16 protein-coding genes are annotated in these 13,327 nt (G+C 72.3%); 8 read left to right on the top strand and 8 right to left on the bottom strand.

Annotation, left to right across the window (positions count from 1 at the left end; translation table 11 throughout):
• Positions 1 to 104: 104 nt before the first annotated feature.
• Both ACFV7Q_RS26175 and ACFV7Q_RS26170 read right to left on the bottom strand, forming a co-directional pair.
• Positions 105 to 326 (bottom strand): DUF397 domain-containing protein, encoded by a 222-nt coding sequence (locus ACFV7Q_RS26175; RefSeq protein WP_385431823.1) that lies wholly within the window; start codon positions 324 to 326, stop codon positions 105 to 107.
• Positions 327 to 338: 12 nt separating this feature from the next.
• Positions 339 to 1,223, bottom strand: coding sequence for a helix-turn-helix domain-containing protein (locus tag ACFV7Q_RS26170; protein WP_385431822.1), 885 nt, complete (start codon positions 1,221 to 1,223; stop codon positions 339 to 341).
• A 198-nt stretch (positions 1,224 to 1,421) separates the two neighbouring features.
• Between ACFV7Q_RS26170 and ACFV7Q_RS26165 the strand changes: the two genes are divergently transcribed.
• Positions 1,422 to 1,871, top strand: coding sequence for an ATP-binding protein (locus ACFV7Q_RS26165; RefSeq protein ID WP_385431821.1), 450 nt, complete (start codon positions 1,422 to 1,424; stop codon positions 1,869 to 1,871).
• A 26-nt stretch (positions 1,872 to 1,897) separates the two neighbouring features.
• Here ACFV7Q_RS26165 and ACFV7Q_RS26160 read toward each other — a convergent pair whose 3' ends face one another.
• Positions 1,898 to 2,281: a VOC family protein gene (locus ACFV7Q_RS26160; RefSeq protein WP_385431819.1), complete on the bottom strand. Its 384-nt coding sequence runs from the start codon at positions 2,279 to 2,281 to the stop codon at positions 1,898 to 1,900.
• A gap of 313 nt (positions 2,282 to 2,594) precedes the next feature.
• Here ACFV7Q_RS26160 and ACFV7Q_RS26155 point away from each other — a divergent pair, with 313 nt between their 5' ends.
• The 7 genes from ACFV7Q_RS26155 to ACFV7Q_RS26125 all read left to right on the top strand — a co-directional run bounded on the left by ACFV7Q_RS26155 (position 2,595) and on the right by ACFV7Q_RS26125 (position 9,119).
• Complete coding sequence (locus ACFV7Q_RS26155) at positions 2,595 to 2,897, top strand: urease subunit gamma (RefSeq protein WP_360637513.1); 303 nt, start codon at positions 2,595 to 2,597, stop codon at positions 2,895 to 2,897.
• 14 nt (positions 2,898 to 2,911) lie between these two features.
• Entirely contained in the window at positions 2,912 to 3,223 is a 312-nt protein-coding gene (locus tag ACFV7Q_RS26150; protein WP_385431817.1) for an urease subunit beta, read from the top strand.
• Complete coding sequence (locus tag ACFV7Q_RS26145) at positions 3,216 to 4,937, top strand: urease subunit alpha (RefSeq protein WP_385431815.1); 1,722 nt, start codon at positions 3,216 to 3,218, stop codon at positions 4,935 to 4,937. The genes ACFV7Q_RS26150 and ACFV7Q_RS26145 overlap by 8 nt, the downstream gene beginning before the upstream one ends.
• Entirely contained in the window at positions 4,937 to 5,611 is a 675-nt protein-coding gene (locus tag ACFV7Q_RS26140) for an urease accessory protein UreF (protein WP_385431814.1), read from the top strand. Before ACFV7Q_RS26145 ends, ACFV7Q_RS26140 begins: the two co-directional genes overlap by 1 nt.
• A 100-nt stretch (positions 5,612 to 5,711) precedes the next feature.
• Positions 5,712 to 6,407: an urease accessory protein UreG gene (gene ureG, locus ACFV7Q_RS26135; RefSeq protein WP_385431812.1), complete on the top strand. Its 696-nt coding sequence runs from the start codon at positions 5,712 to 5,714 to the stop codon at positions 6,405 to 6,407.
• Between the two features lie 116 nt (positions 6,408 to 6,523).
• Entirely contained in the window at positions 6,524 to 7,252 is a 729-nt protein-coding gene (locus ACFV7Q_RS26130; RefSeq protein ID WP_385431826.1) for an urease accessory protein UreD, read from the top strand.
• Positions 7,253 to 7,457: 205 nt separating this feature from the next.
• Positions 7,458 to 9,119, top strand: a complete 1,662-nt coding sequence (locus ACFV7Q_RS26125) for an alpha/beta hydrolase (RefSeq protein WP_385431810.1) — start codon at positions 7,458 to 7,460, stop codon at positions 9,117 to 9,119.
• A gap of 81 nt (positions 9,120 to 9,200) precedes the next feature.
• Here the strand turns inward: ACFV7Q_RS26125 and ACFV7Q_RS26120 are convergent, their stop codons facing one another.
• From ACFV7Q_RS26120 to ACFV7Q_RS26100, 5 genes are all read right to left on the bottom strand, one after another.
• Complete coding sequence (locus ACFV7Q_RS26120; protein ID WP_385431808.1) at positions 9,201 to 9,911, bottom strand: lysophospholipid acyltransferase family protein; 711 nt, start codon at positions 9,909 to 9,911, stop codon at positions 9,201 to 9,203.
• Positions 9,912 to 10,095: 184 nt separating this feature from the next.
• The gene (locus ACFV7Q_RS26115; RefSeq protein WP_360633659.1) at positions 10,096 to 10,254 is read right to left on the bottom strand and encodes a hypothetical protein; all 159 of its coding nucleotides are present in this window, start codon (positions 10,252 to 10,254) and stop codon (positions 10,096 to 10,098) included.
• Positions 10,255 to 10,286: 32 nt separating this feature from the next.
• Positions 10,287 to 11,246 (bottom strand): cytochrome c oxidase assembly protein, encoded by a 960-nt coding sequence (locus ACFV7Q_RS26110; protein ID WP_385431806.1) that lies wholly within the window; start codon positions 11,244 to 11,246, stop codon positions 10,287 to 10,289.
• A 94-nt stretch (positions 11,247 to 11,340) separates the two neighbouring features.
• Positions 11,341 to 12,366, bottom strand: coding sequence for a 6-phosphofructokinase (locus ACFV7Q_RS26105; RefSeq protein ID WP_385431804.1), 1,026 nt, complete (start codon positions 12,364 to 12,366; stop codon positions 11,341 to 11,343).
• A gap of 208 nt (positions 12,367 to 12,574) precedes the next feature.
• Positions 12,575 to 13,303 (bottom strand): type 1 glutamine amidotransferase, encoded by a 729-nt coding sequence (locus ACFV7Q_RS26100; protein ID WP_385431802.1) that lies wholly within the window; start codon positions 13,301 to 13,303, stop codon positions 12,575 to 12,577.
• Positions 13,304 to 13,327: the final 24 nt, after the last annotated feature.

The following is a 13,327-nucleotide window of genomic DNA, read 5'->3' as shown; positions in this document are numbered from 1 at the left end:
GTCGCAATCCACACCAGGCCAGAAGGCCCTCACCCATTTCAAGATCCCTCAACCGAGACCTGCATCACCCGTCCACAACCTCCCGGGACAGAACACCTAGGACGTCATACGGGCTGGTCCGCCCGTACCGAGGCGAGGAAGCCCGCCCAGGCCGGCCCGGTGAAGAGCACGGCCGGGCCGTCCGTCCGCTTGGAGTCGCGGACGGCCAGCATGCCGCCGCTGAGGACGGCCGCTTCCACGCAGTTGTTCATTCCGGTACTGCGGCTGCTGCGCCGCCACCGGGCTCTGGTGAGGAGTCCGCCGGGGGAGAGGGGGGTTGCGGACACGGGGGTGCCTCCTTACGCGTCGTCAGCCAGGGAGCTGATGAGATCCGACGAGTCCTGGGGCGGGAGGGCGTGCGCCTGGATGGTGCGGAACGCGGCGCTGTACGCCTCGAGGTCTTCCTTCCGCTCCAGATAGAGGCTACTCGTCAAATGGTCGAGGACCACCACATCCAGATCGGCAATGTTCGGAAATGAGAAGATGACGAACGGTCCGGTCAGGCCGAGATGACCCCCCACGCTGAACGGCAGCACCTGCAGCCGCACTTGCGGCAACCGCGCCACCTCCACCAGGTGTCGCAGCTGCGCCGCCATCACCCCGGGCCCCCCGATCTGCCGTCGCAGCACCGCCTCGTCCAGTACGGCGCTCAGCTCCAGCGGCGGATCGGACCGCAGCACCGCTTGCCGGGCCAGCCGTACGTCCACCAGCGCGTCCACCTTCGGCTCCGGCAGCCCGCCCAGCGCGGCGCGGGTCACGGCCCGCGCGTACTCGGCGGTCTGCAGCAGTCCGGGCACCACGGAGAGTTCCACGGTGCGGGCCGACCGGGCCCCCGCCTCCAGGTTGATGAAGTCCCGGTACTCCTGCGGGAGCAGACCGCGGTAGTCGTGCCACCACTGGCGGCCGCGGCCGTTGTCGCCGCCGGGCCCGGGACCGGCTGCCGAGACCGACAGGGCTTCCAGCAGGGCCCGCTGCTCGGGGCTGACGACGTCCCCGTAGGCGTCGAGGAGGCGGCTGATGTCCTCCGGTTTCACGCCGCTCCGGCCGGTTTCTATACGGCTGATTTTCGACTGGTGCCAGCCCATGATGCGGGCGGCCTCGCCGCTGGTGAGTCCGGTACGGTCGCGCAGGGTGCGCAGTTCCTCGCCGAGCTTGCGCCGACGCACCGCGGGGCCATGCTGCATACCCGCCTCCTTCCACCGGCACAGCTCGCACCAGTTTGCCGTCCAAATACGCTCTTCCGTAGCAGAGTTCACCGCATCGGGCGACAGATATATGCATATCTTGGGTGAACGGCCGCACCCACCGGACGAGGGGTGGCACTCTGGCGTCCAGCACAGATCCGGGGCGGTTCCGCCCCGGGTGGGAAAGGGACCGTCGCCATGGCAGACCATCAGGAAGCATCCGTCACTCTGCCGAGCGATCCCGCCTCGGTCGCCGCCGCCCGCCGCTACGTCACGGACGTCCTCCTCGAATGGGGGCTGCCGGACGACGCCGACACCGCCGACAGCGTCCGGCTGATCGTCTCGGAGCTGGCCACCAACGCCGTACAGCACACCTTCGGTCAGTCGCCCACCTTCACCGTCGACGTCAGGCTGGAGCGGAGCGAGTGGCTCCGGGTCGGGGTCACCGACAGCCACCCGCGCTGGCCGCGACGGCTCCCGGCCGCCGTCCAGCAGGACAACGGGCGGGGCATGGTCATCATCCGCTGGCTGACCGCGGAGGCGGGCGGCCGGCTGTCGGTCAGCCCCACCGAGGACGGCGGCAAGACCGTGTGGATCGCCCTGCCCTGGCCTGCCGGGAGTCCGGCGCACACCGCCGGAACGTGCTGATCGGCGCCCGTCTTCCGGCCGCCGGGCTAGGCGCGCTCGGAGGCGCTCCGCTCGATGCACAGCTCGTTGCCCTCCGGGTCGGCGAGCACCGCCCAGCCTGTGCCGTCCTCCCGGCGCCGGTCGTCCACGAGCCTCGCTCCGAGCCCGATCAGCCGCTCGACCTCTTCGTCCCGGGTGCCGGTCTGCGGCTGGACGTCCAAGTGGACGCGGTTCTTCACGGACTTGGCCTCCGGCACCCGGACGAACAGCAAGCCCGGAACCCCAGGCTGCCCCGGATCCAGCAGGACCTCGTCGTCGCCCTCGCTGTCGTGCGGGTGGATCGGGAAACCCGTCACCGAGGACCAGAACGAGGCGGCCCCGTACGGGTCCAGGGCGTCGAACGTGATGTGGCGGACCGGATTGCGGAACATGCGACTCCTCCGGGGCGGCTCCCGGGCGGCCGTATACGGAACCTGCCGGAGCCGGTCCCGGGGCCGAAACGGGTGCCTGCCCGAAACGTGGGTTAACGCGACGGAAAAGCGAGCCGCCTAGGGTGGGCGGCCGCGGCCTTCCGTCAATGATCACCCGCCCGCCGGCAAAGCGGCGGTACTCGGGGCGGAAAGCCTTTCCCAGCATGGGGGCAAGACCTGCTTGGCCCGGAAACGGGCAGGTCAACACGGCACTGATGGCCATTAGGGTCGGCTCGCCCCTCGCTCGACCCCGTCCTGGAAGCTGGTGATACGCGTGCACCTGACACCGCACGAGCAGGAGAGACTGCTCATCCACGTGGCCGCGGACGTAGCCGCGAGGCGCAAGGCGCGCGGGGTCCTCCTCAACCACCCCGAGGCGGTGGCCCTGATCACGTCGCACATCCTCGAAGGGGCCCGGGACGGACGGACCGTCGCCGAGCTCATGGCTTCCGGCCGCACCGTGCTCGGCCGCGCCGACGTGATGGAGGGGATCCCCGAGATGATCCACGACGTCCAGGTCGAGGCGACCTTCCCGGACGGCACCAAACTCGTCACCGTCCACGACCCGATCGTCTGAAGGGCGGCAGCCTCATGATCCCCGGTGAGATCGTCCACGGGGACGGCCCGGTGCGCCTGAACGAAGGCCGCCCCGTCACCCGCCTGACCGTGCTCAACTCCGCCGACCGGCCCGTCCAGGTCGGCTCGCACTACCACTTCGCCGAGGCCAACCCCGGCCTCGACTTCGACCGCCCGGCCGCCCGTGGACTCCGGCTCAACGTCGCCGCCGGCACCGCCGTCCGCTTCGAGCCGGGCATCCCGGTGGAGGTGGAACTCGTACCGCTCGGCGGGCTGCGCACCGTATGGGGGCTGCGCGGGGAGACAGGGGGGCCGCTCGATGGCTGAGCTGGAACGCGGGACGTACGCCGACCTCTTCGGGCCGACGGTCGGAGACCGGATCCGGCTGGCCGACACCGACCTCTTCGTCGAGATCGAGGAGGACCTCTGCGGCGGCCCGGGGCGCTCGGGCGACGAGGCCGTCTTCGGCGGCGGCAAGGTCATCCGCGAGTCCATGGGGCAGGCCCGCACCACCCGCGCCGAGGGCGCCCCCGACACGGTGATCACAGGGGCCGTGGTCCTCGATCACGGGGGCATCGTCAAGGCCGACATCGGCATCCGCGACGGCCGGATCTGCGGCATCGGCAAGGCCGGCAACCCGGACACCATGGACGGCGTCCACCCCTGTCTCGTCATCGGCCCCGAGACCGAGGTCATCGCGGGCAACGGGAAGATCGTCACGGCCGGCGCCATCGACGCCCACGTGCACTTCATCTCCCCGACCGTCGTCGAGGAGGCCCTCGCCTCCGGCATCACCACCCTGGTCGGCGGCGGCACCGGACCCGCCGAGGGCACGAAGGCCACCACGATCACCCCCGGCTCCTGGCACCTCGCCCGCATGTTCGCGGCCCTGGAGGCCTACCCCGTCAACATCGGCCTGCTCGGCAAGGGCAACACCACCTCACGCGAGGCCATGCACGCCCAACTGCGCGGCGGCGCACTCGGCTTCAAGATCCACGAGGACTGGGGGGCCACCCCGGCCGCGATCGACGCCTGCCTCGGCGTCTGCGAGGAGACGGGGGCCCAGGTCGCGATCCACACCGACACCCTCAACGAGGCCGGGTTCGTCGGCGACACCCTCGCCGCCGTCGCCGGACGGACCGTCCACGCGTACCACACCGAGGGTGCGGGCGGCGGCCACGCACCCGACATCATCACCGTGGTCTCCGAGCCGAACGTACTGCCCAGCTCCACCAACCCGACCAGGCCGCACACCGTCAACACCGTCGAGGAGCACCTCGACATGCTGATGGTCTGCCACCACCTCAACCCGTCCGTCCCCGAGGACCTCGCCTTCGCCGAGTCCCGGATCCGGCCCTCCACCATCGCCGCGGAGGACGTCCTGCACGACCTCGGTGCGATCTCCATCATCTCCTCCGACTCCCAGGCCATGGGCCGCGTCGGCGAGGTCGTCCTGCGCACCTGGCAGACGGCCCACGTGATGAAGCGCCGGCGCGGATTCCTGCCCGGCGACGGGCCCGCCGACAACCACCGGGCCCGCCGCTACGTCGCCAAGTACACGATCAACCCGGCCGTGGCCCAGGGGCTCGCCCGCGAGATCGGGTCCGTGGAGACCGGCAAGCTCGCCGACCTCGTGCTCTGGAACCCGGCCTTCTTCGGAGTCCGGCCCGAGACCGTCATCAAGGGCGGCCAGATCGCTTACGCGCAGATGGGCGACGGCAACGCCTCCATCCCCACCCCGCAGCCGGTACTGCCCCGCCCCATGTTCGGCGGCCGCGGCCTGGCCCCCGGACGGAACTCGGTCAACTTCACCGCGCAGGCCGCCCTCGACGACGCCCTGCCCGAACGGCTCGCGCTCGGCAAGGAGTTCGTGCCCATCGAGACCACCAGAAAGGTGACCAAGGCGGACATGCGCAACAACGACGCCATGCCGAGGGTCGAGGTCGACGCCGACACCTTCACCGTCACCATCGACGGCGAGGCCGTGGAGCCGGCACCCGCCGCCGAACTCCCCATGGCCCAGCGGTACTTCCTCTTCTGATGGGCCGCGCCGCACTGCTCGTCCTCGCCGACGGCCGATTCCCCGCCGGAGGGCACGCCCACTCCGGCGGGGCGGAAGCCGCCTGCAAGGCGGGCCGGATCCACGACGCAGCGAGCCTGGAGGACTTCTGCCGCGGCCGCCTCCACACGGCCGGGCTCACCGCCGCAGCCCTCGCCGCGGCCGCTGCCCTCGGACTCGACCCGGCCGTCCTCGACGCCGCCGCCGACGCCCGCACCCCCTCGCCCGCGCTGCGCGCCGCCGCCCGTCGGCTCGGCCGACAGCTGCTGCGGGCGGCCCGCGCCACCTGGCCCGCCACCGAACTCGACGCCCTGGCCGCGGCGTTCCCGCGCGGGGCGCACCAGCCCGTGGTGCTCGGGCTCACCGCCAGGGCGGCCGGGCTCGGCCCGCTCGATGCCGCGCACGTGGCGGCGTACGAGAGCATCGGCGGGCCGGCCACCGCGACCGTGCGGCTGCTGGGCCTCGACCCCTTCGGGGCCAGCGGCGTCCTGGCCCGCCTCGCCCCCGAGCTCGACGACGTGGCCGACCGGGCCGCGCGGGCCGCGCACCGGGCCCGGCGCGAAGGCCCGGACGCCCTGCCCGCGGCCTCCTCGCCCCTGCTGGACGTCGCGGCCGAGATCCACGCCGCCTGGCCGGTACGCCTGTTCGCGTCCTGAGGGCTCCGACGGCGCCCACGGCTCCGAAGGCTCCGACGCTCGTGCGTTCCGTGCCGCCCACGCCTCTGACCACCTCCACGACCCCGGGAGACCCCAGCCCATGCACCTCGACCACGGCACGACCTACCCCGAGCGCCACACCCACAGCGCCGAGCCCCTCCGGGCGGACGGCTCGCGCCGCGCCCTGCGCATCGGGCTCGGCGGACCCGTCGGCTCCGGCAAGACGGCCACCGTCGCGGCGCTCTGCCGCGCCCTGCGCACCGAACTGTCCATGGCCGTCGTCACCAACGACATCTACACCCGCGAGGACGCCGAGTTCCTGCTGCGCGAGGCCGTGCTGCCGCCGGAGCGGATCACCGCCGTGGAGACCGGCGCCTGCCCGCACACCGCCATCCGCGACGACATCTCCGCCAACCTGGAGGCCGTGGAGGAACTGGAGGAAGCCCACCGGCAGACCGCCCCGCTCGACCTGATCCTCGTCGAGTCCGGCGGGGACAATCTGACCGCCACCTTCTCCCGCGGCCTCGTCGACGCCCAGATCTTCGTCATCGACGTGGCGGGCGGCGACGACATCCCGCGCAAGGGCGGCCCCGGCGTCACCACGGCCGACCTGCTCGTCGTCAACAAGACCGACCTCGCGCCGCACGTCGGCTCCGACCTGGACCGGATGGCCCGCGACGCCGCCGAGCAGCGTGGCGACCTCCCCGTCACCTTCCAGTCCCTGCGCGGTGCGGCGGGGGTCGCCCCCGTGGCCGCCTGGGTCCGCGAGCGGCTCGCCGCCTGGGCCGTACGGTGACCTCTGCGCCCCCCGCCGTCCCGGCCGGCGCCCGCCCCCTCGCCCCGGCCGGCGCCCGCCCCGCCACACCCCCGGCCCCGCCCCCGCCCCCGACCGGGCTCCGGGCCACCGCCCGGATCCGCGCCGCCGCCGACGGCCGCGGCGGCACCGCCCTCCCCGTCCTCACCGGCGAGGGGCCGCTCGCGCTGCGCCGCATCCGGGGCGCCGGGACCGAGGCCGGCGTGATGCTGGTCGGCGCCATGAGCGCCCCGCTGGGCGGCGACCACCTCGCGGTGGAGGCCGCCGCCGGGCCCGGGGCGCGGTTGGCCCTGGCCTCGGCCGCCGCCACCCTGGCGCTGCCCGGCCGCGGCGGCGAGCCCGCGCGGTACGACGTGCGCATCACCGCGGACGAGGGCGCGGCGGTGCGCTGGCTGCCCGAGCCGCTGGTCTCGGTGCGCGGCAGCGACCTGCGGGTGCGGACCCGCGCCGAACTCGCCCCCGGCGCCCGACTGCTGCTGAGGGAGGAGCAGGTGCTCGGCCGTACGGGGGAGGAGCCGGGCTTGCTGCGCAGCCGGCTCACCGTGCTCCGGGACGGCCGCCCGCTGCTGGACCAGGAGCTCGCTTGCGGTCCGGGCGCGCCCGGCGGTTGGGACGGCCCGGCGGGGCTCGCGGGGCACCGGGCGGTGGGTCAGCTCCTGGTCGTGGACCCCCGGTTCGTCCGGGACGCGCCGGCCGCCGCGGTGTTGGGGGAGTTCGCCGCGGTGACCCCGCTGGCCGGACCGGCCGTGCTGGTCACGGTACTTGCGCCGGACGCGCTGCGGCTGCGCGGGCTCCTCGACGCGGCGTGTCGTACGTACGGCTGGTGACCGCTCGGCGAAGCTGGGACGAACCAGACACCGCTGAGCGGTACATGCCGTGCCGGTTATCGGGTTGGCAAAGAACGCGACCTTGACCTGTTGTCAGGTGTAGGTCAGGCGAAAAGATCCCCTGTACATGCGCACGACCGACGCACGACCGACCCGATGTGACCCGTCCGCCCACGGCCGGGCCCGATCCAGGGGGAACGACCACGTGATACACAAAGCAGCGCTGGGGAGCGCTGCCACTCTGATCACCGGAGCACTCGCCGCCGGCCTGCTGCTCGCCCCGCCGGCCGCCGCGGCGACCACGGGCAGCAGCCCGGTCCCGGAGGCGCTCGGCGTCCAGATCGCCGCCGCGCGGGCCGCCCGTGCCGGCATCCAGTGGAAGGACTGTCCTGCCGACTGGGGCCTCGCCGCCCCCATCCAGTGCGGCTGGGTCAAGGTTCCGCTCGACTACGCGAAGCCGTTCGGCAAGACCATCGACATCGCGGTGGACCGCGCCACCAGCACCGGCACCAAGGAGGAGCGCCAGGGCGCGCTCCTCTACAACCCCGGCGGACCCGGCGGTTCCGGCATGCGCTTCCCGCGCCGGTCCACCACCAACTCGCCCCTGTGGGTGAACACCGCCAAGGCGTACGACTTCGTCGGCTTCGACCCCCGCGGAGTGGGGCACTCGACGCCCATCTCGTGCGTCGACCCGCAGGAGTTCGTCAAGGTTCCGAAGGCCGACCCGGTCCCGGACACCGAGGCCGACAAGACCGCCCAGCGCAAGCTCGCCGCGGAGTACGCGGACGGCTGCAAGGAGCGCAGCGGCGAGATGCTGCCGCACATGACCACGCCGAACACCGCGCGCGACCTGGACGTCATCCGCGCCGCCCTCGGCGAGAGGAAGCTGAACTTCCTCGGCGTCTCGTACGGCACGTACCTCGGCGGTGTCTACGCGACCCTGTTCCCGACCCACGTGCGCCGCATGATCGTCGACAGCGTGGTGGACCCCTCGACGGACAGCATCTGGTACGAGGCCAACCTCGGCCAGGACGTCGCCTTCCAGATGCGCTGGAACGACTGGCAGGACTGGGTCGCCAAGAACGACGCCTCCTTCCACCTCGGTGACACCCGGGCCGAGGTCGAGGCGAAGTGGCAGCAGCTGCGCGCCCAGGCCAAGGCCAAGCCGCTGGGCGGCGTCGCCGGCCCGGCCGAGCTCATCGGCTTCTTCCAGAGCGCCCCGTACTACGACTCCTCGTGGGTCCCGGTCGCGCAGGCCTTCAGCGCCTGGGCCGCCGGTGACGAGAAGCCGCTGATCGAGGCCGTCACCCCGGACATGTCAGACACCGTCGGCAACGCCGCCTCGGAGAACGGCAACGCGGTCTACACCGCGGTGGAGTGCGCCGACGCCAAGTGGCCGACCAGCTGGGCCAAGTGGGACCGGGACAACACGGAGCTGCACAAGAAGTACCCGTTCCTGACCTGGTCGAACGCGTGGATGAACCTGCCCTGCGCGACCTGGAAGTCCAAGCAGCACAAGCCGATCGAGGTCGGCGCCAAGCGCGGTCTGCCGCCGGTGCTGATCGTCCAGGCCGAGCGTGACGCCGCCACCCCGTACAAGGGCGGTGTCGAGCTGCACCGCCGCCTCGCCGGCTCGCGCCTGATCACCGAGCAGGGCGCCGGCTCGCACGGCGTCACCAGCCTGGTGAACCCCTGCATCAACGCGCGGGTGGACGCCTACCTGCTCCAGGGCAAGGTCGACGCCCAGAACGTGGTGTGCGCTCCGCACGCCGCCCCGGTCGCCCCCGCCCCGGCCGCCGCGAAGTCGCGCGCGGCGGCCCCGGCGTCGGACTTCCCGGCGCGCGAGGAGCTGCCGGCCGTCCGCTGACCCGGAGGCCCCCGCGGGAGCGGCGCCCGGCCCCGCCGGACGCCGCGCCCGCACACCGCACCGCACCGCTCGGGAGAAGGCTCAGCGCGTCCTGCGCCGGGCCTTCTTCCGCGCTTCCTCCTCCTCGGCCTTGACCTCGGCGGCGTACCGGTCGACGTACTCCTGGCCGGACAGGTCGAGGACGGCGTACATGATCTCGTCGGTGACGGCCCGCAGCACCGCCCGCTCGCCCTCCATCCCGGCGTACCGCGAGAAGTCCAGCGGCCGGCCGAAACGGATGGTGACCCGCCGGATCTTGGGGATCTTCTTCCCGGGCGGCTGGATCTCGAAGGTGCCGACCATCGCGCAGGGGACGACCGGCACCCCGGCACCCAGCGCCATCGCCGCCACTCCCACCTTTCCCTTGTACAGCCGCCCGTCGTGCGAGCGGGTGCCCTCCGGGTAGATGCCCAGCAGCTCGCCCCGGGCCAGCACCCCCAGCCCCTCGCGGATCGCGGCCCGCCCGGCGTCCCGGCCCGACCGGTCCACCGGGATCTGCCCGGCACTGCGGAAGAAGAAGGCGGTCAGCCGGCCCTTCAGCCCCGGCCCGGTGAAGTACTCGGCCTTGGCCAGGAAGGTGATGCGCCGCTTCAGGATCGCGGGCATCAGGAAGTGGTCGGAGAAGGACAGGTGGTTGCCGGCGATGATCGCGGCCCCCTCCGCCGGGACGTTCTCCAGCCCCTCGATCCGCGGCCGGAACAGCAGCCGCAGCAGCGGGCCGAGGAACACGTACTTGAGCAAGTGGTAGAACACCAGGCCGCTCCCGTCGCCGTCCGGTCGTCACCGTCATCGTACGGACGGCCGTTGCGGGGCCGGAGCGGTTGCGCGCGGCGCGGACGCCGCCGGACACGCCGGGCTCCTCCCGGAGCGTGCGTACGGGTACCCGGGGACCGCCGCGGGCGGGCGCACACGACGGGGCGGGCGGGCACCGGGCCGGTCAGTTGTTGCCGGCGGCGGCCATCCCGGCCGTGAGGACGCCCAGCACGACCCAGCCGAACCACAGCCAGCCGTTGCTGCCGAGGGCCACGGAGTACGTCGCGACGGCCACCAGGGCTGCGAAGGTCATGACGGCCATCGCCTTAACGGAACCGGTCATGCCCCATGGTGGCCCCGAAAGCGGGTCGCGCGCTACTGGCCACGCGTGCGCAGCGAGGCGAGATAGGCGTTGTACGCCTCCAGGTCCCGGTCACCGTCCCGGTCCGCGGCCCGGTCGGCGCGCTTCGCCGCCCGCTGCTCGGAGTGGTACCACTGGTACATCAGCGCGATCAGCACCAGCACCGAGGGGATCTCGCTGAAGGCCCACGCGATGCCGCCGCCCCACTGCTGGTCGAGCAGCGGATCGATGCCCAGCGAAGCCGGCGGGTTCCGGTACGTGCCGATCATCGGCTCGCTCGCCATCATCAGCGCGATGCCGAAGAAGGCGTGGAACGGCATTCCGGCGAAGAGCTCCAGCATCCGCATCACGTAGCCGGGGCGGTGCGGGCCCGGGTCCACGCCCATGATCGGCCAGAAGAAGACCAACCCGACGGCCAGGAAGTGCACCATCATCCCGATGTGCCCGGGCTTGCTCTCCATGAGGAAGTCGAAGAGCGGGGTGAAGTACAGGGCGTACAGGCTGGCGATGAACATGGGAATGGTGAACGCGGGGTGGGTGATCACCCGCATGTAGCGGCTGTGCAGCAGCATCAGCAGCAGCTCCCGGGGCCCCTTGCGGCCGCGCCCTGCCGGCGGCAGCGCGCGCAGCGCGAGCGTCACCGGTGCGCCCAGCAGCAGGAGGATGGGGGAGAGCATGCTGATCACCATGTGCTGGACCATGTGCACGCTGAACATGACCATGCCGTAGTCGTTCAGCTTGGTGCACATCACCAGGGCCACGCTCAGCACGCCGGTGGTGAAGGCCACGATCCGGCCCACCGGCCAGGCGTCCCCGCGCTTGCGCAGCCGCGCCACTCCCCACAGGTAGAGGCCGAGGCCGACCAGCGAGCCGATCAAGAAGAAGGCGTCGAACGAGAACTCCAGGGCACGTCCGAGGGTGAACGGCGGCAAGTCCATGGTGTGCATGTCCGTGCCGTGACCGCTGTGATCCATCTGTCCACTCCTCTTGACCCCTGGTGCCCCACCACAGTAGTGCCGCCCCCGGACGCGACTGCGTCCGGGGGCGGTTCCACAAGAGGGGAAAAGGTCACAGAACGGTCTGCGCCTCGTCGTACCGCTGCGCGGGCACCGTCTTGAGGGTGGACGTGGCCTCGGCGAGCGGCACCATCACGATGTCGGTGCCGCGCAGGGCGGTCAGCATCCCGAACTCGCCGCGGTGCGCCGCCTCCACCGCGTGCCAGCCGAAGCGGGTGGCGAGGACCCGGTCGTACGCGGTCGGGGTGCCGCCGCGCTGGACGTGACCCAGGATGACCGGGCGGGCCTCCTTGCCCAGGCGCCGCTCCAGCTCGACGGCGAGGATGTTGCCGATGCCGGCGAAGCGCTCGTGGCCGTACTGGTCGGTGCCGCCCTCGGTGAACTCCATGCTGCCGGGGCGCGGCTTGGCGCCCTCGGCGACCACGACGATCGCGAACCGCTTGCCCGCGGAGAACCGCTCGCCGACGATCCCCGTCAGCTCGTCGATGTCGAAGGGGCGCTCCGGAACGACGATCGCGTGGGCGCCGGCGGCCATGCCCGAGTGCAGGGCGATCCAGCCGGTGTGGCGGCCCATGACCTCGACGACCATCACGCGCTGGTGGGACTCGGCGGTGGTCTTCAGCCGGTCCAGGGCCTCGGTGGCGACGCCGACGGCCGTGTCGAAGCCGAACGTGACGTCGGTCGAGGCGATGTCGTTGTCGATGGTCTTCGGGACGCCGACGATCGGCAGCCCGGCCTGCGACAGCAGGTTCGCGGCCTTCAGGGTGCCCTCGCCGCCGATCGGGATGATCGCGTCGAGCCCGAGGTCGGCCACGTGCCCGCGGGCCCGCTCCACGCCGTCGCGCAGGTGGGCGGGCTGGACGCGGGAGGAGCCGAGGACGGTGCCGCCGCGGGCCAGGATGCCCGCGACCGAGTCGAGGTCGAGCTTGCGGTGGTCGCCCTCCAGCAGGCCCTTCCAACCGTCGTGGAAGCCGATCACCTCGTCGCCGTGGTCGACGACGGCGCGGTGGACGACGGAACGGATGACGGCATTGAGGCCGGGGCAGTCGCCGCCGGAGGTGAGCACGCCGATGCGCATGGCATAAACCTTTGCAACGTGGGCCGACGACCGGACCACGTCGTCCGGTTGGAACTACCCGTCACCCTACTAGCGGATCGGCACCCCGCTGAACCATCCTCCGCATGCTGGTCATGATCGTCGTACGAACGCACGTCGGCCCGGACCCCTCCGGGGGAATCCGGGCCGAACACGGGCTTGCACGCAGGTTGCGCGGGCCGAAAGAGGGCTACGCGGGCTGCGTGGCCGCCGCGATGCGCTCCGCGCGCAGCGCGTCGTACCACCGGTCGTCGGTGGGCGGCAGCGCGTTGACGTCGAGGGCCAGCTTCAGCAGCAGGTCCGCGATCAGCGGGTTGCGGGCCATGACGGGGCCGTGCATGTACGTGCCGAACACCGTGTCGTTGTACGCGCCCTCGGTGCCGTCGCCGGTGCCGTTGCCGCGTCCCAGCCGGGTTCGGGCGAACGGCTTGGCCGTCGGGCCGAGGTGCGTGACGCCCTGGTGGTTCTCGAACCCGGTCAGCTGGGGCAGGCCCAGTTGCGGGTCGATGTCCGCGAGCACGTCGCCGACGCACCGCTCGCCCTCGCCGCGCACGGTGACGACGTCCAGCAGACCGAGGCCCTGCTGGCGCTCGCCCATGTCGTTGACGAACTCGTTGCCCAGGATCTGGTACCCGGCGCAGACGGAGAAGACGATCGCCCCGTTCGAGACGGCCCGCTCCAGACCGCCGTCGCGCAGGAGGCGCTCCGCGGCCAGGCGCTGCGGGCGGTCCTCACCGCCGCCGATCAGGTAGATGTCGCCGGAAGTGGGGATGGGCTGGTCGCTGCGCACGTCCACGCGCTGCACGTCCAGGCCGCGCTGGCGGGCCCGCCGCTCCACGACGAGAACGTTGCCCTGGTCTCCGTACGTGCTGAGCAGGTCCGGGTAGACCCACACCAGACGCAGGCTGTTGTCGCTCATGCTCATGTCCTCTGCGGTTCCGAT

The organism is Streptomyces sp. NPDC059851 (assembly GCF_042732005.1).
Classification (GTDB): Bacteria; Actinomycetota; Actinomycetes; order Streptomycetales; family Streptomycetaceae; genus Streptomyces.
The sequence above is the reverse complement of the archived record's forward strand: the minus strand, read 5'-3'. Positions and strand labels throughout refer to the sequence as shown.